Genomic DNA, 18,751 nt, shown 5'->3' with positions numbered 1-18,751 from the left:
CGAATTGCTTGATTCAGTTGTTAAAGAGCGGTTGGTTAAGATCTTTCGTCTCAACCGAGGCGCGCATTCTACAGCAGCCTCTGTTGCTGTCAAGTGGTTATTTTCAGAAGTTTTCAAAGTTTCGCTTGGAAATCTTTAACAACTTCAACCACTTGCGCTTCCGATCACTCGGTAGCGGGAGGCGAATTCTACAGTGATTCAATACTGCGTCAAGCCTCTTTTGAAACTTTCTTCACCACTTCAAACGTTTGTACATTAAGGACCTTTCCAGCCCTGCTTCAGCAAGGCTGCATCACTTGAAACGGCAGCCCTCCCAACCCGCCTTCGACTGGCGACCCCTACTCGGTCGTCCAGTCAAGATCGTCGTCCCACTCCTCATCATCCTCAAAGTCTTCCTCATCAACCTCCTCTTCTTCTGGGTGGTTAAGGAGAAAATCCTTACGGCTCTCAGTAATTGCCCGTCTTAGTTCCTCCCCCTTTACGGGGCAGTTGAGCATTTGGGCGATGCGATCGATTTTTTTCGCCACGGCTTCCTCCAACGCATCGGCTATGGCCCGATAGTGCGCGCTTTCGGGCCTTGATGCCAAATGGCTGACCACCTGGCAACTCAGTTTTTGCGTAAATCTCCGAGTCGCCCGATGAGGTTTTCGGTTGGGAAGCGAAGATGCAATGCCTTTAACAAAGCATCTGCCGCCGGGGCCTGACCGGCATCCTGCAGGCGAATCACCTCGCGCAATTGTTCATCCAGCTGATTCGGTGGCACCGCGGTACGTTTGCTGACTTTTGATTCCTCAGCCATTCCGGCGTTGATCGATTCGCTCTGCGCGGGCGCAGCAATATCCGCCATCGGCGCAGGGGCCGCCAACGCGCGAGCAGCAGGCGCCGCCTCTTTTTTGGCAACCGGCGCGGACATTTTGGGCGCAGGGGCGAAGTCATAGCTCGGCGCTTGCTCCGGCGTACGTTGCACCAATGCCACCATCAAGGCGACACCCACCAGACTGGCAAACACCACCTGCCAGCGAGGCTTCTGGCAAACCTGAACCCAACGTTGCCAGACGCTTGGCTTCGGCATCGGGGTTTCCCTGTGGGCCACGCCAAGGATCAATGAATCCAGATGAGCCGACRGTTCACCCACCGCATGTTCACGGTAGTGCTTCACCACTTCGTCTTCCGGTGTAGTACGGGCGTCAGTCATGTCAGTACCTCCTCGGCCAGCAGCCGACGCAGTTTTTGCTGGGCGTAGCGCAAACGGCTTTTGACCGTTTCCAGCGGTGTTGCGGTGAGTGTGGCGATCTGCGGCAGGTCGAGATCGCCATGTGTACGCAGCAGGAAGACCTCACGCTGTTCAGCAGGCAGATTTTGCAGGGCCGTTTCAAGACGCTGACTGTCGCGGCTCAGGCTCAACAGAAGCTCCGGATCGGTCGCCTCATCAAATAAGGCGTGAGCCTGTTCGTCATAGCTGTCGTGCAACGGATGGTGGATACCGTGTTTGCGCCAGTGATCGATGAGTCGGTTGCGGGCGATCTGATAAAGCCACGTACGAAAATTCGCCCGACCTTGTGGCTGACTGGTACTGCGTATCAGGCTCAGCCAGGTTTCCTGATAAACCTCTTCGGCCAATTCGGTTTTACCGCTGAGGCCGAGCAGGAACCGGTAAAGTCCCTGCCGATGACGGGCGTATAAAATCTCGAACGCCGGCCCTTCGCCTCCGCGATATCGGGCCAGCAGCGCTTCATCGCTCGGTTCCGGCGCTGACATGTCAGTTGTAGCCTCCTTTAAGTGGCTCGCTGTTCAATGCCGTAGTGGTACGCAGGCTTTGCGCCAGCTCCACCAATTGCACGAACTCTGCACGCAGTCCGAATGGGTCCTCACCCCGCGCACCGCGAGCCAGCGCTTGCGTGTCCTTCAAACTGAAATCACCGGTGTACCGTCCATCCTTGAGTTGCTGGGAAAATGCCGCCACGGCCGCCGCAAATCTCAGGTCATCGCTGGCTTTGGCCGTTTGACTGTTAATGATAGGCCGCTCGATCAAACGACTATTCCCACCCTCCGGTAGCTGATACCGCACTCGTAATATCGCCAGTTCTGCGGTATTCGCCGAAACAACTGCCTCAGGCTGCCCATAACGCAGCGGCTCCAGCCAGCCTTTCTCGCCTTTGGGTACGATTTCATACAGCGCCGTTACCGTGTGTCCTGCACCGATTTCGCCTGCATCGACTTTGTCGTTGCTGAAGTCCTCACGCTTCAACGCCCGATTCTCATACCCCAACAACCGATATTCGCTCACCTGCGCCGGATTGAATTCCACTTGCAGCTTGACGTTCTTCGCCACGACCGCAAGGGTCGAGCCCAGCTGATCGACCAACACCTTGCGCGCTTCACGCAAGTTGTCGATGTAGGCGTAGTTACCATCGCCGGCGTCGGCCAGTTGTTCCATCAGGTGTTCATTGTAGTTATCCACCCCAAAACCCAAGGTCGTCAGAGAGACGCCGGACTTGCGTTTATCCACCGCCATCTGTTTGAGGCTGTCGAAGTCGCTGATGCCGACATTGAAGTCACCGTCGGTGGCCAGCAGGATGCGGTTGATTCCTTTGGGGATAAACGCTTGTTGTGCCATTTGATAGGCCAACTCGATGCCCGACGCTCCAGCGGTCGAGCCGCCGGCGGTCAATTGATCGATAGCTGTACGAATTTTCGCCTTTTCGCGTCCGGAAGTCGGCTCCAGCACCACGCGCGAATCACCGGCATAGACCACCAATGAAACCCGGTCCTGCTCGCGTAATTGATCGACCAGCAATTTCAGGGTGCTTTTGACCAGCGGCAATCCTTCGCGACGATCCATTGAACCGGAGACGTCCACCAGAAACACCAGGTTCGCCGGGGCCAGTTCCGCCACCGCGCGGTCCGACGCCTTGATACCGACGCGCAGCAGTCGGGTATGCGGGTTCCATGGCGACGGCGCCAGCTCAGTGGTCACCCCAAACGGTGAGCCATCAGTGGGTTGGGCGTAGTCATAGGGAAAATAATTGACCATTTCCTCCAGCCGTACCGCGCCTTCGGGGGGCAATCGCCCCTGATTCAACAAACGCCGGACGTTGGCGTAAGCGCCGGTATCCACATCAGCACTGAAAGTCGAGACCGGTGCCTCGGTCACGCTGTGGATGGGGTTGTCCGCCAGCGCTTGGTATTGCTCTCGCTGTTCATCCCGATACCCGGGCGGGAACGACTCAGGTGCAAAACTCGCAACCGGCGCCGGGCGAACGCTGCGCTTGGCCATTGACGCATCCGCCATGCCCACCTCGCTGCGCACCAACTCTTCAAGCTTTACCTCGCTTTGAGCCGGTGGCGACACGTGCGCGGAATCAGGTGTGGAGGAAACGCCGCAACCGGCAACAGCCAATAGCAATCCGCTGACGAATCCCAGGGCTGCCGGGCGAAGGTAAAGCAGAGGGAGGGACATGGGGGGCTGACCTCAGGAGGAAATTGATCCATTCATCCTCTGAGACGAGCCCCCTTTCAGGTTCGGGTTAAACCGGCTGAAAATTAAACTCAGCGGTGATAACGACGTACCACGCTGCTGTTTTTCAGCACATGACCTTTGATCTTTTCCAGCAGTTGCGCGCGCGTAAGCCCGGCGGGCAGGGCCTCTGGAGCAAGGTCCAGTGCGTACAGCTGAATTATGTAGTGATGTGCACTGTCGCCAACCGGCGGGCAAGGCCCGACATAACCGGTGGTGCCTTTGCTGTTGGTGCCACCGACGCCTTCGAGTGCCGACTTTGCCCCGACACCGGCGGGGATCTGGTGAGTGGTGGCCTTGATGCCGTAATGCACCCAATGATCGGCACCCTGCCCCTTCTGCCCATCGGGGTCGTGCATGACCACGGCATAACTCAAGGTACCCTTCGGCCCGTCGTTCCAGTTCAATGCCGGTGACGCGTTGTGTCCGCCACAACCCGGAGCATCGCTGGCCGCGGCCGAGGTAAACAGCCGGTCATCCGTGACACCTGGAATGTTCAGGGTGAAACGTTCTTGGGCTTGCGCCGGAAATTGCACACAAATGGCGACTGCAATGGCCGCCAGCCAAGGGTTCAGAGAGGTCAATCGGGTCATTCCGGAGCACCTTGTGGGGTAGGGCCGTCGTCGGCTTGCGAACTATAGCTGTACCGTTCGTGCGGTGGCAGTGGGAATTGGCTGAACCTCGCATTACGCACCAAACTCTTAAGTGAAACGTCTGTCTGGAGAGCCGTCATGGCACTGCATCGTGTCGCCCGTTTCGCCGATGTGTCTGAAAACCGGGGCCTCGAAGTCCAGATTGAAGACACCAAAATTGTTTTGCTGCGGGTGGGCGATCAATTACGCGCCTATCAGGGTGAGTGCCCGCATGCCGGGGCACCGCTGGCGGAAGGTGCGCTGTGCCACGGACGTTTGATCTGCCCGTGGCACAAAGCGGCGTATCGAATCGAGGACGGTGCGTTGTGCGAGCCGCCGGCTCTGGACAGCCTCAAGCGTTATCCGTTGGAAATACGCGATGGCGACATCTGGGTCGATGACCAGCCGTTTGCCGATGCACACACTCCACCGGCAGACGACGAGCGCACGTTTGTGATCATCGGTGCCGGGGCAGCCGGTACGGCGTGTGCGGCGGCGTTACGCGAAAAGGGCTTCGGTGGCCAAGTGCTGCTGATCGACCGTGAAGCCGACGCCGGATACGACCGCACCGTCCTGAGCAAATTTGTGATTGCCGGGCAGATGCCACTCGAAGAAGTCCCGCCGCTGCGCGATGACGCGTTTTATCGCGAACAGCGGATCGAACGCATGACCGGTGAAGTCGCCAGCCTGGATTCGTCGAATAAAACCGTGCGGCTAACCAATGGTCGATCGCTCAACTATGACGCGGCACTGCTTGCCACCGGCGGCAAGCCCAATCAACTCACGCTGCCTGGCGCCGATTTGCCGCAGGTGTTCGTACTGCGTTCAAAAGATCAGGCAAGCCAGATTCTGCAAGTGGCGAAACCTGGCCAGCGAGTGGTGATCATCGGTGACAGTTTTATTGCGCTGGAGTCCGCCTCAGCCCTGCGGGAGCTCGGGTTGGACGTCACGATCCTGGCCCGRCATGCCATTCCCTTTGCCGCACAATTGGGCGAAGCCGTCGGCAACGCCATTCGCGCCTTGCATGAAAGCAACGGCGTGGTGTTTCACACCGATGGCGAAGCCTTCTATATAGAAGGCACGGACCACGTAGAGGCGGTGTGCCTGGACAACGGTCAACGCTTGCCGGCGGATCTGGTACTGGCCGGCATCGGCGTCAGCCCCGCAACCGAGCCGTTTACCGATTTGCCCAAGGAAAAAGACCGGTCGCTGAAGGTCGACGGCGGCATGCGCGTCACCGACGGGTTGTGGGCGGTAGGTGATATCGCGACGTTCCCGCTCAACGGCCAGCCTCAGCGCATCGAGCATTGGCGTCTGGCCCAGCAACAGGCGCGGATCGCCGCCGCGAATATGCTGGGCGCTGACGAGCATTACCTCGACGTGCCGTATTTCTGGACCTGGCACTTCGGCAAAAACTACGACTACCTCGGCCACGCCGAAGCCTGGGACGAGGTCGAGTTCAAGGGGGATCCGAACCATCCACCCTTTATCGGCTTGTTCGGCAAAAACGGCGTGGTGGCTGCCGCAGTTGCCTGCGATGAAGAACGGGCGATGGCGCTGCTGGCCGAACGCATGAAACAGCCACTGTCGGTGGACGAGGCGTGGCAGTTGATTCGGGACATTGGGTAGCGGGCACACACCCGACAGCAAAACGCCCGAACTGCGGGAGTCGCAGAGGTCGGGCGTTTTATTCAGCCGTGGGATTTATTCCTGGATTTCGGCACCGCCACCGAGCTTGCTCATCACGAAACCGACAAACTCTTCAACGGTCATTTTCTGGCCATTGAATTCCACCTGATTGTTGGCGTAATGCAACTTGCTGACAACGTTGTTGCCGTCCAGTTTGGCGAGCTGCGTGCCGACCGCCATGCTGCTGAACATGTCGGCAGTGGCGGTGGCCTGGTCGGCGATGAGCTTGGCATCGGTCTGACCGTCCAGTTGGCTTTGCACGGTGAGTAAATCGACGAGCATCGGCTTGGACACCTGCACGTTGATATCCAGCAGTGCGATCAACTGTTGGGTCAGTTGATCAGGCGGCAAGTCCATGGACTGCGGTTTGGTCAGGTCAAGCACCAGGTTGGCGCGGCTTTCACCATTGGTCGTGTTGAACGACAGGTTTTCCAGCGCCACTTGCGGGCCAGCAGCCAATAGCTTTTCGAGACCGGTTTTGACTTGCGCCTCCTCGGCCGGAGTCAGGACCAGTTCAGGAGAGGGCAGACCCGCAGCAGCAGCCTCTGCGGCCGCTTTCTCGTAAGGCTGCAGTTTGGTCTGATAGATCTGCATCAGCGACATGGTGGCCGGGATATCGAGGTTCTTCAGGCTCATGGCCATTTGCGCAGAGCCGACGGTCTTGCCGTTCAACGACACTTCACCCACCTTGTAGTCGGCACGTCCCGAAGCGCTGGTGCCCGACTCCTCGGTCTGGTTCTTCATTTCAAATTTCTTGATGCCCAGTACCGATTGCTTGGGGCCGAAAGTAGTTTTGCTGTCCGTCAGCTCAAGGGTGTTCTCGCCGGTGTAGTAGCCGTAGGTGCTTTTAACCAGGTTGCTGGCCAGGGTCAGGCCAGTGAGCTCGACCTTCACCGGGGTTTGATCTTCAGCCACGGTGCTCAGTGTCAGGCTGTCCATGTAGCCGTTGGCCTTGAGCTTTTGGACCTGGGGGCTGGCGTCGACGTCGAGGTTCAAACCGGTGAATTTCAGGTTGGACTTGTCATCCAGCGCAACGTCCAGCGGCTGCAACTGGAGGGTGCCGCTGGTGGAGTTGTCGTAACCGATGTTGACCACGCCGGTGAGCGGCGATTTGTCTTTGGCGGCGGCAAACCACTTTTCGGTGAGCGACGTGCGTTCAAGTTCGTAGTGACTGGTGGCCATGACCGGCAACCACTTCAACGCGACCAGGCGCGAGAACGGCAGCGGACCGTGTTCGATGTGGTCGACAAACTGCAATTCAACCGGGGTTTCACCAAACATCTCGCCTTCGCCTTTAAGGCGGTAGTGCGCGGTACTGCTGAACACGTGGCGCTCAAGCGACACCAGCTCCAGCGATGCCGTGCCATTGGAACCTACCAGCGCGGCCTTCAGCTCTTTGTTAGCGTCGGCGATCGAGGTGTTCAACACGCCTTCGATTTTGCTCCCGGTGAACCAGGCACCCCCCGCGCTGATTGCGCCGATGGCTACGACAATTCCAAGAAGCACGCCTGCTGATTTATTCATGAATGACCCAGTCAATATCCGTTGTTTGAAGGTGTGGTCGTCTTCCCTGAACCCATGACGGGTTGCGGCTCGACTCCGCTAAATAGCTAAATAAAAGTGGAGTGGAGATTAGCACTCGGCGCGACGGGCGGCCCAATGATTAAAGGTTAAAGAGTGTCTATGGACTACTCAGGACGGTTGAGCGTTTCGACGGATATGAAATCGCCATCGCGAGCAGGCTCACGCCTACAAAGGTTATGTGTCGTTCACAGAACCCTTGTAGGCGTGAGCCTGCTCGCGATGGCGTCACTCCCGCCAACAAAAACTCAGGAATACTGCACTTCCATCTCATCCAGCTGATGATCAAAGCTCTTGAGCCGTGCCGTCCACGTATACACCAGCACTTCAAAATCCCGATTGATCACCGCCCCGCCCGTCACTTCGGCGCGCGGGTCGCAAACGTCCAGTTGATAGCGTTCTCGCGCCATGGCAGTAGCGACATCCGAGAGTTCACGGGCATTGTTCAGCCAGTGCCAGTCCTCCTCGGACACCTGTTTATCCAGTGCCAGGCATTGTTTCTTCAAGGTCTCGAGGCTTTTTTCCAACGGTGTGCCGGTGAGCTCGCCCATGACTTCCTGGAAGGTGCGCCCCGGCTGCCAGTAGCTGCCCCAGAAATATTGGTCAAACACCGTTTCGACACGACGCAACGCCACCTTGGTGTCCCAGATCAGCACCAGGGTTTTGCCTTGTTCGAGTTGTCTTTTTTTGATGCGCTGGCCCTGGACTGAAGCCCAGGCCACCACCACGATTGCCATCACGGCAATCAGCGCACTGGCGCTGTCGAGAAACACCAGAGCCTTGTCGATCTGGTGGGCCAGCATGATGCCGTAGAAATAGGTGGCCGACAGCAAAACCAATGCCGCAATAGCGCACCAAAAGCCAGGAGCATAAGGGTTTTTCATTATTAGAGTCCCCATGACCAACGCGAGCCTTGATTGATGAAATCAGAACGTGACTTCATCAAATCAAAGCATAGCAACGGCCTCAGGGTTTGCTGGTGTTCGAACCTTGCGTTCGTCCGCTTTCCCAGCCACCGCCCAGCGCGAGGAACAAATCGATCTGGCTGGCGGCAACCTGGGTGTTGGCCGCGGCCAGTTGCGCCGTGACATCCGTGTAGGTGCGGGTCGCTTGCAAGTCCGCCAGGAACGAAGCGCGGCCGGCCTGGAAGAAACGGTGCGTCTGGTCCGCTGCCAGTCTTGCCGATTGCTCGGCGTCTGCCAGGGCGTCACGACGCTGCAACAATGCGGTGTACTGGACCAGGCTGGTCTGGGTTTCGCGAATGGCGTTGAGCACCACCCCATCGAAATGCGCCAGTGTCGCCTGGGTCACCGCTTCGGCTTCGCGGATGCGTGCCCGGGCGCCGTTGGTCGGCACGTTCCAGGTCAGCGACGGACCAAAGCCCCAACGGTTGGTGGACGGGTCACCGAGATCGTCGAGGATACCGACGGTGCCGATGGTCGCGCCGATGCTGATGTTCGGGTACAGCTCACCCGTGGCGACACCAATCCCGGCCGTCGCGGTCGCCAGCCGGCGCTCGGCCTGCCGCACATCGGGACGACGCTTGAGCAACGCGGCGCCATCGCCCACCGGAATCAATTGCGCGATTTTCGGCAGCTCGTCGCAGGTGGCGGTGCCGGCCGGCAGTTGATCCACCGGCTTGGCCAGCAACATTGACAGGCGATACAGCCCGGCCTGACGCGAGGCCTCATAGCGCGGCATGTCGGCGCGCAAGGATTTGAACTGGGTTTGCGAACGGGTGACCTGTGTTTCATCACCACGTCCGGCATCGCGCAGACGCTGGATCAGCGTGGTGCTCTGGGCCTGCAGGTCGAGGGAGTGCTGGGCAATCTCTCGCTCTTCATTGGCGGCGCACACCTGGGTGTAGGCCCGGACCACGTCGGCCACCACGGTGATGCGAGCCGTATCGGCCGCTGCCTGCGTCGCATCGGCGTTGGCCTTGGCCGCTTCGATGCCGCGCTGCAACGTGCCGAACAGATCGAACTGGTACGACGCGCTGATGCCGATATCTCCGACGTTGGCCACCGGCACTTTTTCCGGAATCAGGAACGCCTGGCCGGACTCCTGCAATCTCTGGGCGCCCATCTTCACGCCGCCGCTCCAGCCACCCGCCGCTTCTGCCTCATCGACCTGAGCGCGAGACCGCAACAGACTGGCCGCCGCCACGCGCAAATCGGTGTTGGACGCCATGGCCTGCTGCACCAACTGGTCGAGTCGCGGGTCCTTGTACAGGCGCCACCAATCGGCCGGCACCGGTGCGGACACCACCGTTTTACCGTCGACCGCCAAATCACCCTGCAAATCGGGTCGATGGACCGCCGCCTCTTCGGGCAAATGATAATCCGGCCCGACCATCTGACACGCCGACAGCAGCAAGCCTAATCCGGCGACCGCCAAACCCGAGGCCTTGCTCATTGCGCCGGCTCCCGCTTCTGATCGTCGATGATCGATACCGTGGCGGTGCGCCCGGCGATCATGCGGAAATCTTCAGGTACATCATCAAAGACAATTCGCACCGGAATCCGCTGTGCCAGGCGCACCCAACTGAACGCCGGGTTGACGTTGGGCAGCAGGTTATTGCCGATGGTGCGGTCGCGGTCTTCGATGCCGGCGACGATGCTTTCCACATGGCCGCGCAGGCGCGCGCTGTCACCGATTACGCGGATGTCGACACTCTGGCCGACGTGAATGCCGTTCAGCTTGGTTTCTTCGAAATAGCCGTCGATGTGGAAAGAATTGCTGTCCACCACCGACAACACCGGCCGCCCGGCCGTGACGAACTCTTGCGCACGCGGCGCACGGTCGTTGATGTAGCCGTCGACCGGGCTGCGGATGGTCGAGCGGTCCAGGTTCAATTGAGCACTGTCCACCGCCACTTGAGCTTCCATCAACGCAACTTCAGCGCGCGCCACCCGGGACTGGCTTTCTTCCAGCTGTTCGCCAGGCACCAGATTGCCCAAGCCACGGTTACGCTTGGCTTCGCGTTGCGCCTGCGCCAGGGTTTCCTGACGGTCGGCGACTGCCGCTTTGGCTTGGCGCAGGGCCAGTTTGAAACGGTCTTGATCAATGCTGAACAGCACCTGGCCGCGTTTCACCCACTGGTTGTCGCGCACGTCCACTTGCTGGATCAGCCCGGAGACGTCCGGGGCGATTTGCACGATGTCGGCACGGATATGCCCGTCGCGGGTCCACGGCGCAAACATGTAGTACATCACCATGCGCCAGACCACGACGACGGCGAAAGTCACGATCAACAGGGTCAGCATCACGCGACCCAGGGTCAGAAAAGGTTTTTTCATGTCATCAGGTATCGACTGAGTGAGTCCACGGCGCCGAGCAGCAAAGCGTAGAGAGCCACGTTGAACAATGCCCGGTGCCAGACCAGACGGTAAAAGTGCAAGCGCATCAGCAACCCGTGCACCAGCAGGAACAACACATACGTAATGCCCATCAATACCAGCAGCGTGGGCAAAAACACCCCGCTGATGTCCACATCACCGATCATAAAGGCGCTCCATCGATGCCATGGGGCAGCGGTTCTTCGAGTTCACCCGCGCTGACGAATTCCACACCCGGCAACAACGCCAGACGCAGGCCGCTCAGGGCATGCAGCAAATTCAGACGGGTGTCCTCATCACAATCCACATCCAGCGATCGGCGGGCGCGGTCGAGGGTCATCAGCAACGGGCCCGGTGCCGGCAGACGCTCCCCGGCCTTCAGGCAGGCCTTGAAATACTCGCCGACTTCCGTCACTACCTGATGCAGCAGCGCTCGCGGCACTCCGTCCACTCGCGGTGTGTAAGYCAGCAGATCGAGCACGTTCAGCGCCACACGCACCTCACGCAACGCGATGCCGGTGTCCTGGCCGGTCATGGCCAGACGCGGCAAGTGCTGCATCAAACGATCGAGCACCTGTACGCCCAATTGCCGGTGCTCGGCCAGATTGGCCGGTTCTGTGAGGCTGACGATGTCGCGCCAACTGAACCGGGTCAGCCGCTTGGCCGCCAGCTCCGCACCGAACGGCCGGGCGATCAGGGTCCAGATAAAGGCAAACAACAGCCCGATGGGGCCGGCCAGGTTGGAGTTGGCGAAGCTGAGGAAGTCCGCATCGTAGGCGCCCTGAATACTGATAAAGGACGAGGTGTTGACGAGGGTCAGCAGCATGCCCAGGTAAAACTGCGGCTTGACCGTCAGGGTGCCGATGCAGATAAACGGCACGGCAAACGCCAGCACCAACATCGGGAAGTCGTGCAGGTTGGGCAGCACCAGAAACAGGTAAAGGCTGGCCAGCACCACCGACATCGCGGTCCAGAAAAAGAACCGGTAAATCTGCGGCGCCGGGTCATCCATCGAGGCGAAAAAGCTGCACGCCACGGCGGCGAGAATCACTGCCGAGCCGCCGTCGGTCCAGCCCAGCAGAATCCACAACACTGAAGCAACGATGATGGCCAGGACCGTGGATGCCGCCGAGTAGAGCATCAGGCCACGGTCGAGAAACGGCGACAGGCGACCGAGGCGCCAGTGGCGATACACCGCGCGCCAGCTGTCCTGGCTTTCGCACTCGATGGCGTATTGCAGGCTGCGGCAGTCCTGCCACACATCGATCCACTCGCCGAGGCGATACAGTGCGTTGGAGAACAGCAACTGCTTGCGATCATTCAGGGCTTCGGCGGACGGTTGCAGGGCTTCAAGTTGGTCTTTCAGCGCCTGCCAGCGCGCCAGATCGGCGTCTTTGTGATTGAGCCATTCGGTGGTGGCGGCCAACAGCGGCGCGAATTTTTCGACCAGCTCCGGCGTGCGCCGCTCAAGGGCATACAGGGCATCGTCGAGGGCGTCGATCACCGGTAACAGGTGAATCATCCGCCCGCGCAGCTCTTTGGTATTACGTACGGTCTGCGCTCGCGCGCCCTCGTGCGGCAGCTGGCCGATCATCAATTCCAGCGTGTTGAAGGTCGTCACCATGGCGGAACGCAGCGCGCTGACTTCGTCTGGCTGCACCGTGCGGCTAAGGAACCGCAAACTGTACGTCGAGGCATCGGCAAACCATTTGCTCACCGCATCGTTGAACACCGGCGCCAGCCGCCGAGGCCAGAACATGGCACCGACCACCGCCGCCACGGCGATGCCAAGAAAGATCTCTTCAGTACGCGCTTCCGCCACGTCCCAAACCCCCAGCGGGTTGTTCACCACCGGCAGGGCGATCAGCGGCAAGGTGTAACCGGCGAGCATCAAGGCGTAGTTGTTGGCGGTACGCAGGTGCAAGGACAGGAACAGCAGGATCCCGGTCCACAGCGCGATGACCACCACCAATACGTAAGGGCTCTGGACGAACATCGGCACGAAAAAAACCGCCGCCGCCGCCCCGAAAAAAGTACCGATCGCGCGGTACAGAGCCTTGGAACTGGTCGGGCCGACAAAGGGGCTGGAAACAATGTAAACCGTGGCCATCGCCCAATAGGGACGCGGCATTTGCATGAGCAGGGCGATGTACAACGCGATCATCGAGGCGGCAAAGGTGCGCACACCGTAGAACCAGTCCCGCGCCGAAGGCATACCGGTGAAAAATCCGCTCAAGGGTTGACCACCGACGGCGCATTGGCCGCTTCAAAGGCTCTCAATACCCGTAGCGTAGCTTCCAGATCGCTTTGGTCGATGCCTTCAAGCACTTCATGGCGCAATCGCACCAGCTCGATTTCGACGGCCTGCACCAATTCACGTCCGGTGTCGGTCAGGCTCAGGCACTTGGCGCGCCGGTCATGGGCATCTTCGGTGCGGCAGACATAACCGCTATGACACAACTGATCGAGCAACCGCACCAGGGACGGGCTCTCCATCCCGGCGGCATGGGCCACCGTCACCTGCCGCACACCCTCGCCCAGACGCCCGATCATCAAGAGCGGAACGGCGCAGGCTTCGGAGATTCCATAGTTGACCAGCGTGGTCTGGCAGATTTTTCGCCAATGCCTGGCGGCCACCACCATGGAGCTGCTGATGTTCATCTGGAGAGCGTCGAGGTTCTTCGGCACGAGGGAAAACACACACTGTTAGTTTGCTAACTATCAATATGGCATTTGGAGGGAAAGGCGGTCAAGTTTTGAAACAAATTGATGGTCATCCGTCGCAGGATGTTGAGCATGAAATCAATTTAGTACTGACGATGTATATACTTCGTCAGTATGTGATTTGAGGACATAGCGATGTCAAAGCAAGCCGTTTTTACGATGAAACTTGAATCTGAACTGCGCGAACAATTTATGGCCGAGGCAGAAGCCTCTCATCGCCCCGCTTCGCAAATCGTCAGAGATATGATGCGCCAGTACGTTCAAACACAACGAGAGTCGCGCGAGTACGAGGCGTTCCTGCAAAGGAAAGTCGACAGCGCGCGTATTTCCATGCAGGCCGGAGAGGGCTTGAGCAACGATGAAGTCGAAGCGCAGTTCGCGGCYAGGCGTGCACAGGCGGCCAAAAAAGGATGAGGATAATCTGGACGCCCGCAGCAGCACAGGATCGTGCAGAGATTTGGGATTACTTGTATGAACTCAATCCGATTGCCGCCATTGACATGGACAACCGCTTGCGCGATGCCATTGCTCGCCTTGCGCAACACCCCGAAAGCGGGCCAGCCGGAATCATTGCAGGTACTCGTGAGTTGATTCCCCACCAGAGCTATCGTGTGGTTTACCAACCAGAATCGGACGCTATCTGGATACTGGCACTGGTCCACACCTCCAGACTGTGGCCACCCAACAGTTAGATCTTCACACCCCCCGCCCCTTCCTCAACAACACATCCAGTTGATCCACCACTTCCGCCCAATCCGCGTCATCCAGAATATCGTCCCGCAAAAACTGCGCCTGGCTCTTGCTCCAGAAAAACGCATCCGCCAGGTGCAATTCGGGCTTGAGTGGTGAGTGGGTGGCGATGAATTTATCGATGCTCTCGGCGTCATCCGCCAGGCCGAGTTGTTTGAACAGATTGGGCAGTGTGTGGATGGGGGATTCCATGTCGGGCTCCTTTAGAAATGAATAGCTCGCTCCCACAGCAATTGCGTGAACCCTGTGGGAGCGAGCTTGCTCGCGATGACGGCAGCATTGACGACACAACACTCAATCACTCAATTCCCGCACCTCGGCATGCGGCACCATTCTCAGGAATTCCGGCATGTCCATGCGCAGCAGGTTGATGTGGTTTCCGGCTTCCACATAGACGTCTTTCTGACGGGTCAGCAGCGGGTCGATCACCACGTCCAGCCCATAGGCCTCGCCCAGGGCAGGTATGGCACCGCGTTCACAATCATCAAACAGGTGCGGCAAGTTGCTTTCCCGCGAGACCTGCCATTCGCCGCTGTTGCGGACTTTGCTCAGGTCCAGGTGACGGCTGGCGGGCAGCACCGCCATCAGGTAATGACCGTGGTGGTCGTCGAGGATGACCGACTTGGCCACCCGTTCTGCTGGAATGCCCGCAAGCCGTGCTGTTTCCAGGCTGCTGGCCGAATGGGGGTGGGCGACGATGTCATATTCACATTGAGCCGTTTCAAGGCTTTTCTGCACGGTTCTTGCCATTCGCATGATGCACCTCGGTGTCCGCACCCGTGACGGGCGGACGATGGTTAATGCTTTTCTCCGTAGTGAAAGTCTAGGCCCGCCGGCACAAACCGGGGTGAAATCCGCCCATCGGACGCCGTCCAAAACCGTGCAGAATCCAGATAAGCCGCAGCTCTACTAAACTGTATACAGAGCCACTTCAAGACTCTCGCGGAGGGTCACGTGAATACGCGTTGCTTCGCCGTTGCACTGCTGTTGGCGTTGAGCGGATCGGTGTTCGCCGCCGATACCGTCGTGCTGCTGATGCCAAACCCCATCGGGATCTGGCTGATCACATTCGGCATCGCGTTTCTGATTGCCGAGGCGGCGTTGCCCAATTACGGCGTGATCGGTTTGGGCGGCATCGTCATGTTCGTGATCGGTGCGGTGATTCTGACCAATACCGAGGTGCCTGTACCTTTGATGATCGGCCTGGGACTGGTGAGTGCCCTGTTGCTGATTTTCCTGCTGATCCACGCCCTGAAAACCCGACCGCGCCGCACGGTCAGCGGCGATGCGGGGTTACTGGGCAGTGTGACGCCGGTCCTGTCTTTATTGCCCGGCAATGCGTGTAGTGGCTGGGTGCATCTGCAAGGGGAGCGCTGGCAGGTTTCAAGCTCGACTCCGCTACAGCCGGGACAACACGTGCGGGTGGTGGCGCGAAAAGGACTACTGTTGCAAGTGGCCGCGACTGACGCGGCGCCAGCTGGAGAATAGTCATGGGCCTGCAAGTAGGTTTCGCCGCACTACTGCTTCTGGTGATTGCACTGGCGGGGTCAACCTTCCGCATCCTGCGCGAATACGAGCGCGGCGTGGTGTTCCAGCTCGGGCGCTTCTGGCAGGTCAAGGGCCCGGGGTTGATCCTGCTGATCCCGGTGGTCCAGCAAATGGTCCGCGTCGACTTGCGGACTATCGTCCTCGATGTACCGCCGCAAGATGTCATCACCCGCGACAACGTTTCGGTCAAGGTCAACGCGGTGCTGTATTTCCGCGTGCTCGACCCGCAGAAGGCGATCATTCAGGTCGAGGACTTCCTTACGGCCACCAGTCAATTGGCCCAGACCACGTTGCGGGCGGTGCTGGGCAAGCATGAGCTCGACGAGCTGCTGGCCGAGCGCGAACGGTTGAACATCGACATCCAGCAAGTGCTTGACGCCCAGACCGACGCCTGGGGCATCAAGGTCGCCAATGTCGAGATCAAACATGTGGACCTTAATGAATCGATGGTCCGCGCCATCGCTAAACAGGCCGAAGCCGAACGGGAGCGCCGGGCCAAGGTGATCCACGCCGAAGGTGAATTGCAGGCCTCGGAAAAACTCATGCAGGCCGCCGAAATGCTTGGCCGGCAGCCGGGGGCCATGCAGCTGCGTTACATGCAAACGTTGAGTTCGATTGCCGGGGACAAGAGCTCGACCATCGTCTTCCCGCTGCCGATCGAATTGCTCAAGGGGATGGCGGATTTGTCCTCGAAGCCATAAATACTTGCCATCGCTTCAATGCAATACGAACAACTGCGCGTCAGCCCCGCCTGCCCGCGTTTTGTCAACGCTCTGCCAGCCAGCGGGCAACGGCGAGAATTCGCCCGGCACATCGACGGTACTGATCAACCACACGCGATGAGTGCCTTTGGGCAAACTGTCGAGGCGGTCCAGATAAATGTCCTGGGTTACCAGCGTGCCAAAACCATAGGCATTCGGCCGACCCGACTTGCCATTGGCGTGCGGTGGGGTATACAGCAGTGGTTGAGTGGGCGCGCGGTTGTAATAGACGTAGCTGAGGTACCAGAGCATGTCGCTGGTCACGATTCGGTCACCCGCCACAAAGTGCCGGTTTACGTAATCGACCATAACGTTGATCTGATCGTTGGTGTCGACCCTGGTGTTGTTGTTCAAACCCACCAGTTCGATGCCGACAAACAGCATCAGCACGGTCAACGCCAGCACCCGCAAACCTGAATAGAGGCGATCAATGGCTAACGCGACAATCATCGGCAACCCCAGCATATAAGCCGTCAGGTAGCGTTCGACGAAGACGGGGGTGATGAACGAAACGCCAAACACCAACAGTAACGGCAGCGCCGCGTAGCTCACCAGCAGAACACTGCCGCGAATGACGCTACGGTCCCGCGCCAGCGCCACGCCGGTGATGGCCAGCAGCGCCAGCGGCATCGTGATAAAAATCGGCGTCGGCAGGGTTTCACCGTCGTCCTGGGTCAACATCGACCAGATCATCGACGGCAACGAGCCCAGCGTGACCGGCAACTCCCACCCCACATCGCCATTGGCCTTGAGCTGATCCAGGTGCTGGATCAGATCGATCAGGTTCGGCACCCAAGGCAGGTAAAGCAGCACAATCGCGCCATTGGCCAGCCACCAGCCGGGGCGTTGAATCACACGCAATCGGTACATTGGCAGGACACGAATCAGCCCAAGGTACAGCCAGTGGCACAACACGCACAGGGCGGTGAAATAGTGGGTGTAGAACGCGGCACTCATCAACAGCACGTACGCCACCAGATAGCGCGTGCGCCGGGGATACCTGATCCAGTAGACCAGCGCGATCGTGGCACCGATCAGCCACAGGCCCAGCAGCGAATACATCCGCACTTCCTGGCTGTATCGCACCGCCGTCGGCAGCAACGCCAGCAGAAAACCGGCCAACAACGCGGCACGCCGGGTGGCGATCAAGTCCATCAACCAGACGCCAAGCCACACCGTAACGATGCCGGGCAGAGCGCTGAGGCAGCGGATTGAGAAGATGCCGTCGCCGAACACTTCGATCCAGCCATGCAGCAAAAGGAAATACAGCGGAGGGTGCACATCATGGGCGGCATGCACCCAAATATCAGCCAGTGAATACTGGCTCAGCAGCAGGCTCGACCCTTCGTCACCCCAAATCGCTGCCGCCGTCAGGTCGTAAAAACGCACCAACGCGGCCAACGCCAGGATCGGCAACAGCCAGTGCTCCTGCGCCCAGCGTAACCAGCGCTTTACAACCGCCCACCCGCCGGGCACCGCGTGCGGTTCCTGGGTACCGCCAAGCGATGTTTCTCTGTGCGCTAGCATTCGCTCCCCCTGCAACTGGCTCGAAGTCACCAAGCCTGGTGATTACTTTAAGGCCGCGCAGGTTCGTCGTCGATGCTGGCTTTACGACCAACGCCGTCGCTGAACGTATCTCCCAGAGGGATGAGTGGAGGTTTGGACCGCACGGGTGACGTCAGTGGAGGTTGGTTAGTGGATGGAAATGTGTTGTTTAAAAAAGACAAACTTTTCAAAGTTATTGATTGTTCCCCTATCGAATCAGGTAATCGGTAAGGAATCCCACACAACAGTAGGAGCCCTCATTCAAATGACGTGCATGACGCACTCAATTTAGGGTCAGCCCACTACTCACCCCGCACGCAGAGATTCAGTTCTCTGGCAGCTGGGGTGAAAAAACCGGCTTCGGCCGGTTTTTTCGTTTCTGAGGATTGGAATTGTGCGTACTGCGTTATTCGTCGACGGGGGTGTCAGAAATTTTGTGTTCGGGCATAACATGAGTAAGAGGTGCATGTATGCCAACCAAGAAGAAACCCGCGTTGCGAGAGCTGCCGAAAATCCCGAAAGAGCTGCTCGAGCAATTCACTGATGGACCGATGACAGCGGAAGCCATTGAGGACGCCTCTGCGGCGTTCAAGAAGGCTTTGATCGAGCGAGCCCTGAGTGCTGAGCTCGGCCACCACCTGGGCTATCCGCCGGGCGCGCAGCGCC

20 protein-coding genes and 1 pseudogene are annotated in these 18,751 nt (G+C 59.0%); 6 read left to right on the top strand and 15 right to left on the bottom strand.

Annotated features, from left to right (window positions below; all coding sequences use genetic code 11):
• Positions 1-338: 338 nt before the first annotated feature.
• From AC1D2P_RS26030 to AC1D2P_RS26010, 5 genes are all read right to left on the bottom strand, one after another.
• The gene (locus AC1D2P_RS26030) at positions 339-587 is read right to left on the bottom strand and encodes a hypothetical protein (protein ID WP_109788071.1); all 249 of its coding nucleotides are present in this window, start codon (positions 585-587) and stop codon (positions 339-341) included.
• A gap of 20 nt (positions 588-607) precedes the next feature.
• The gene (locus AC1D2P_RS26025; RefSeq protein ID WP_477811663.1) at positions 608-1,195 is read right to left on the bottom strand and encodes a hypothetical protein; all 588 of its coding nucleotides are present in this window, start codon (positions 1,193-1,195) and stop codon (positions 608-610) included.
• Positions 1,192-1,758 carry an RNA polymerase sigma factor gene (locus AC1D2P_RS26020; protein ID WP_223524864.1) on the bottom strand — a complete coding sequence of 189 codons (567 nt, stop codon included), beginning with the start codon at positions 1,756-1,758 and terminating at the stop codon, positions 1,192-1,194. Before AC1D2P_RS26020 ends, AC1D2P_RS26025 begins: the two co-directional genes overlap by 4 nt.
• Position 1,759: 1 nt before the next feature.
• On the bottom strand, positions 1,760-3,460 hold the full coding sequence (locus tag AC1D2P_RS26015; RefSeq protein ID WP_109788068.1) for a vWA domain-containing protein: 1,701 nt from the start codon (positions 3,458-3,460) through the stop codon (positions 1,760-1,762).
• A gap of 89 nt (positions 3,461-3,549) precedes the next feature.
• Positions 3,550-4,110 (bottom strand): YbhB/YbcL family Raf kinase inhibitor-like protein, encoded by a 561-nt coding sequence (locus AC1D2P_RS26010; RefSeq protein ID WP_046033227.1) that lies wholly within the window; start codon positions 4,108-4,110, stop codon positions 3,550-3,552.
• Between the two features lie 138 nt (positions 4,111-4,248).
• Between AC1D2P_RS26010 and AC1D2P_RS26005 the strand changes: the two genes are divergently transcribed.
• A complete protein-coding gene (locus tag AC1D2P_RS26005; protein ID WP_109788067.1) occupies positions 4,249-5,778 on the top strand; it encodes an FAD-dependent oxidoreductase in 1,530 nt (509 codons plus the stop codon).
• A 75-nt stretch (positions 5,779-5,853) separates the two neighbouring features.
• Here the strand turns inward: AC1D2P_RS26005 and AC1D2P_RS26000 are convergent, their stop codons facing one another.
• The 7 genes from AC1D2P_RS26000 to AC1D2P_RS25970 form a co-directional block, all read right to left on the bottom strand.
• A complete protein-coding gene (locus AC1D2P_RS26000) occupies positions 5,854-7,362 on the bottom strand; it encodes a YdgA family protein (protein WP_077430939.1) in 1,509 nt (502 codons plus the stop codon).
• Between the two features lie 305 nt (positions 7,363-7,667).
• Positions 7,668-8,303 (bottom strand): NADH:ubiquinone oxidoreductase subunit N, encoded by a 636-nt coding sequence (locus AC1D2P_RS25995; protein ID WP_109788066.1) that lies wholly within the window; start codon positions 8,301-8,303, stop codon positions 7,668-7,670.
• Between the two features lie 82 nt (positions 8,304-8,385).
• On the bottom strand, positions 8,386-9,834 hold the full coding sequence (locus tag AC1D2P_RS25990; protein WP_109788065.1) for an efflux transporter outer membrane subunit: 1,449 nt from the start codon (positions 9,832-9,834) through the stop codon (positions 8,386-8,388).
• Complete coding sequence (locus AC1D2P_RS25985) at positions 9,831-10,718, bottom strand: efflux RND transporter periplasmic adaptor subunit (RefSeq protein WP_109788064.1); 888 nt, start codon at positions 10,716-10,718, stop codon at positions 9,831-9,833. The genes AC1D2P_RS25990 and AC1D2P_RS25985 overlap by 4 nt, the downstream gene beginning before the upstream one ends.
• Entirely contained in the window at positions 10,715-10,924 is a 210-nt protein-coding gene (locus AC1D2P_RS25980) for a DUF1656 domain-containing protein (RefSeq protein ID WP_046033221.1), read from the bottom strand. The genes AC1D2P_RS25985 and AC1D2P_RS25980 overlap by 4 nt, the downstream gene beginning before the upstream one ends.
• Positions 10,921-12,993: an FUSC family protein gene (locus tag AC1D2P_RS25975; RefSeq protein ID WP_477811662.1), complete on the bottom strand. Its 2,073-nt coding sequence runs from the start codon at positions 12,991-12,993 to the stop codon at positions 10,921-10,923. Before AC1D2P_RS25975 ends, AC1D2P_RS25980 begins: the two co-directional genes overlap by 4 nt.
• Positions 12,990-13,418, bottom strand: coding sequence for a MarR family winged helix-turn-helix transcriptional regulator (locus AC1D2P_RS25970; protein ID WP_046033219.1), 429 nt, complete (start codon positions 13,416-13,418; stop codon positions 12,990-12,992). Before AC1D2P_RS25970 ends, AC1D2P_RS25975 begins: the two co-directional genes overlap by 4 nt.
• A gap of 198 nt (positions 13,419-13,616) precedes the next feature.
• Between AC1D2P_RS25970 and AC1D2P_RS25965 the strand changes: the two genes are divergently transcribed.
• A complete protein-coding gene (locus AC1D2P_RS25965; protein ID WP_109788063.1) occupies positions 13,617-13,895 on the top strand; it encodes an antitoxin of toxin-antitoxin stability system in 279 nt (92 codons plus the stop codon).
• Positions 13,892-14,173, top strand: coding sequence for a type II toxin-antitoxin system RelE/ParE family toxin (locus tag AC1D2P_RS25960; protein WP_046033217.1), 282 nt, complete (start codon positions 13,892-13,894; stop codon positions 14,171-14,173). Before AC1D2P_RS25965 ends, AC1D2P_RS25960 begins: the two co-directional genes overlap by 4 nt.
• Before the next feature lie 4 nt (positions 14,174-14,177).
• On the opposite strand, the gene AC1D2P_RS25955 is transcribed toward AC1D2P_RS25960, so the two are convergent.
• Together AC1D2P_RS25955 and AC1D2P_RS25950 are read right to left on the bottom strand one after the other, a co-directional pair.
• Complete coding sequence (locus AC1D2P_RS25955; protein WP_046033216.1) at positions 14,178-14,423, bottom strand: DUF2789 domain-containing protein; 246 nt, start codon at positions 14,421-14,423, stop codon at positions 14,178-14,180.
• Between the two features lie 102 nt (positions 14,424-14,525).
• The gene (locus tag AC1D2P_RS25950; protein WP_046033215.1) at positions 14,526-14,987 is read right to left on the bottom strand and encodes an aminoacyl-tRNA deacylase; all 462 of its coding nucleotides are present in this window, start codon (positions 14,985-14,987) and stop codon (positions 14,526-14,528) included.
• A 198-nt stretch (positions 14,988-15,185) separates the two neighbouring features.
• Between AC1D2P_RS25950 and AC1D2P_RS25945 the strand changes: the two genes are divergently transcribed.
• Together AC1D2P_RS25945 and AC1D2P_RS25940 are read left to right on the top strand one after the other, a co-directional pair.
• Positions 15,186-15,719 carry an NfeD family protein gene (locus AC1D2P_RS25945; protein WP_109788062.1) on the top strand — a complete coding sequence of 178 codons (534 nt, stop codon included), beginning with the start codon at positions 15,186-15,188 and terminating at the stop codon, positions 15,717-15,719.
• 2 nt (positions 15,720-15,721) lie between these two features.
• Positions 15,722-16,480, top strand: a complete 759-nt coding sequence (locus AC1D2P_RS25940; RefSeq protein WP_046033213.1) for a slipin family protein — start codon at positions 15,722-15,724, stop codon at positions 16,478-16,480.
• 15 nt (positions 16,481-16,495) lie between these two features.
• On the opposite strand, the gene AC1D2P_RS25935 is transcribed toward AC1D2P_RS25940, so the two are convergent.
• Entirely contained in the window at positions 16,496-18,067 is a 1,572-nt protein-coding gene (locus AC1D2P_RS25935) for a glycosyltransferase family 39 protein (protein WP_109788061.1), read from the bottom strand.
• 488 nt (positions 18,068-18,555) lie between these two features.
• Here AC1D2P_RS25935 and AC1D2P_RS25930 point away from each other — a divergent pair.
• A pseudogene (locus AC1D2P_RS25930) lies at positions 18,556-18,751 on the top strand (IS256 family transposase); the annotation flags it as partial.

The organism is Pseudomonas sp. P1_F1_2 (assembly GCF_056405815.1).
This window is presented reverse-complemented; position numbering and strand designations above follow the sequence as displayed.

What these genes read in the sequence shown, in the direction of transcription:
- AC1D2P_RS26020 (WP_223524864.1), bottom strand. Translation starts at nt 1,758, where the DNA reads ATGTCAGCGCCGGAACCGAGCGATGAAGCGCTGCTGGCCCGATATCGC.
- AC1D2P_RS26015 (WP_109788068.1), bottom strand. Translation starts at nt 3,460, where the DNA reads ATGTCCCTCCCTCTGCTTTACCTTCGCCCGGCAGCCCTGGGATTCGTC.
- AC1D2P_RS26010 (WP_046033227.1), bottom strand. Translation starts at nt 4,110, where the DNA reads ATGACCCGATTGACCTCTCTGAACCCTTGGCTGGCGGCCATTGCAGTC.
- AC1D2P_RS26000 (WP_077430939.1), bottom strand. Translation starts at nt 7,362, where the DNA reads ATGAATAAATCAGCAGGCGTGCTTCTTGGAATTGTCGTAGCCATCGGC.
- AC1D2P_RS25995 (WP_109788066.1), bottom strand. Translation starts at nt 8,303, where the DNA reads ATGAAAAACCCTTATGCTCCTGGCTTTTGGTGCGCTATTGCGGCATTG.
- AC1D2P_RS25990 (WP_109788065.1), bottom strand. Translation starts at nt 9,834, where the DNA reads ATGAGCAAGGCCTCGGGTTTGGCGGTCGCCGGATTAGGCTTGCTGCTG.
- AC1D2P_RS25985 (WP_109788064.1), bottom strand. Translation starts at nt 10,718, where the DNA reads ATGAAAAAACCTTTTCTGACCCTGGGTCGCGTGATGCTGACCCTGTTG.
- AC1D2P_RS25980 (WP_046033221.1), bottom strand. Translation starts at nt 10,924, where the DNA reads ATGATCGGTGATGTGGACATCAGCGGGGTGTTTTTGCCCACGCTGCTG.
- AC1D2P_RS25970 (WP_046033219.1), bottom strand. Translation starts at nt 13,418, where the DNA reads ATGAACATCAGCAGCTCCATGGTGGTGGCCGCCAGGCATTGGCGAAAA.
- AC1D2P_RS25960 (WP_046033217.1), top strand. Translation starts at nt 13,892, where the DNA reads ATGAGGATAATCTGGACGCCCGCAGCAGCACAGGATCGTGCAGAGATT.
- AC1D2P_RS25955 (WP_046033216.1), bottom strand. Translation starts at nt 14,423, where the DNA reads ATGGAATCCCCCATCCACACACTGCCCAATCTGTTCAAACAACTCGGC.
- AC1D2P_RS25950 (WP_046033215.1), bottom strand. Translation starts at nt 14,987, where the DNA reads ATGCGAATGGCAAGAACCGTGCAGAAAAGCCTTGAAACGGCTCAATGT.
- AC1D2P_RS25940 (WP_046033213.1), top strand. Translation starts at nt 15,722, where the DNA reads ATGGGCCTGCAAGTAGGTTTCGCCGCACTACTGCTTCTGGTGATTGCA.
- AC1D2P_RS25935 (WP_109788061.1), bottom strand. Translation starts at nt 18,067, where the DNA reads ATGCTAGCGCACAGAGAAACATCGCTTGGCGGTACCCAGGAACCGCAC.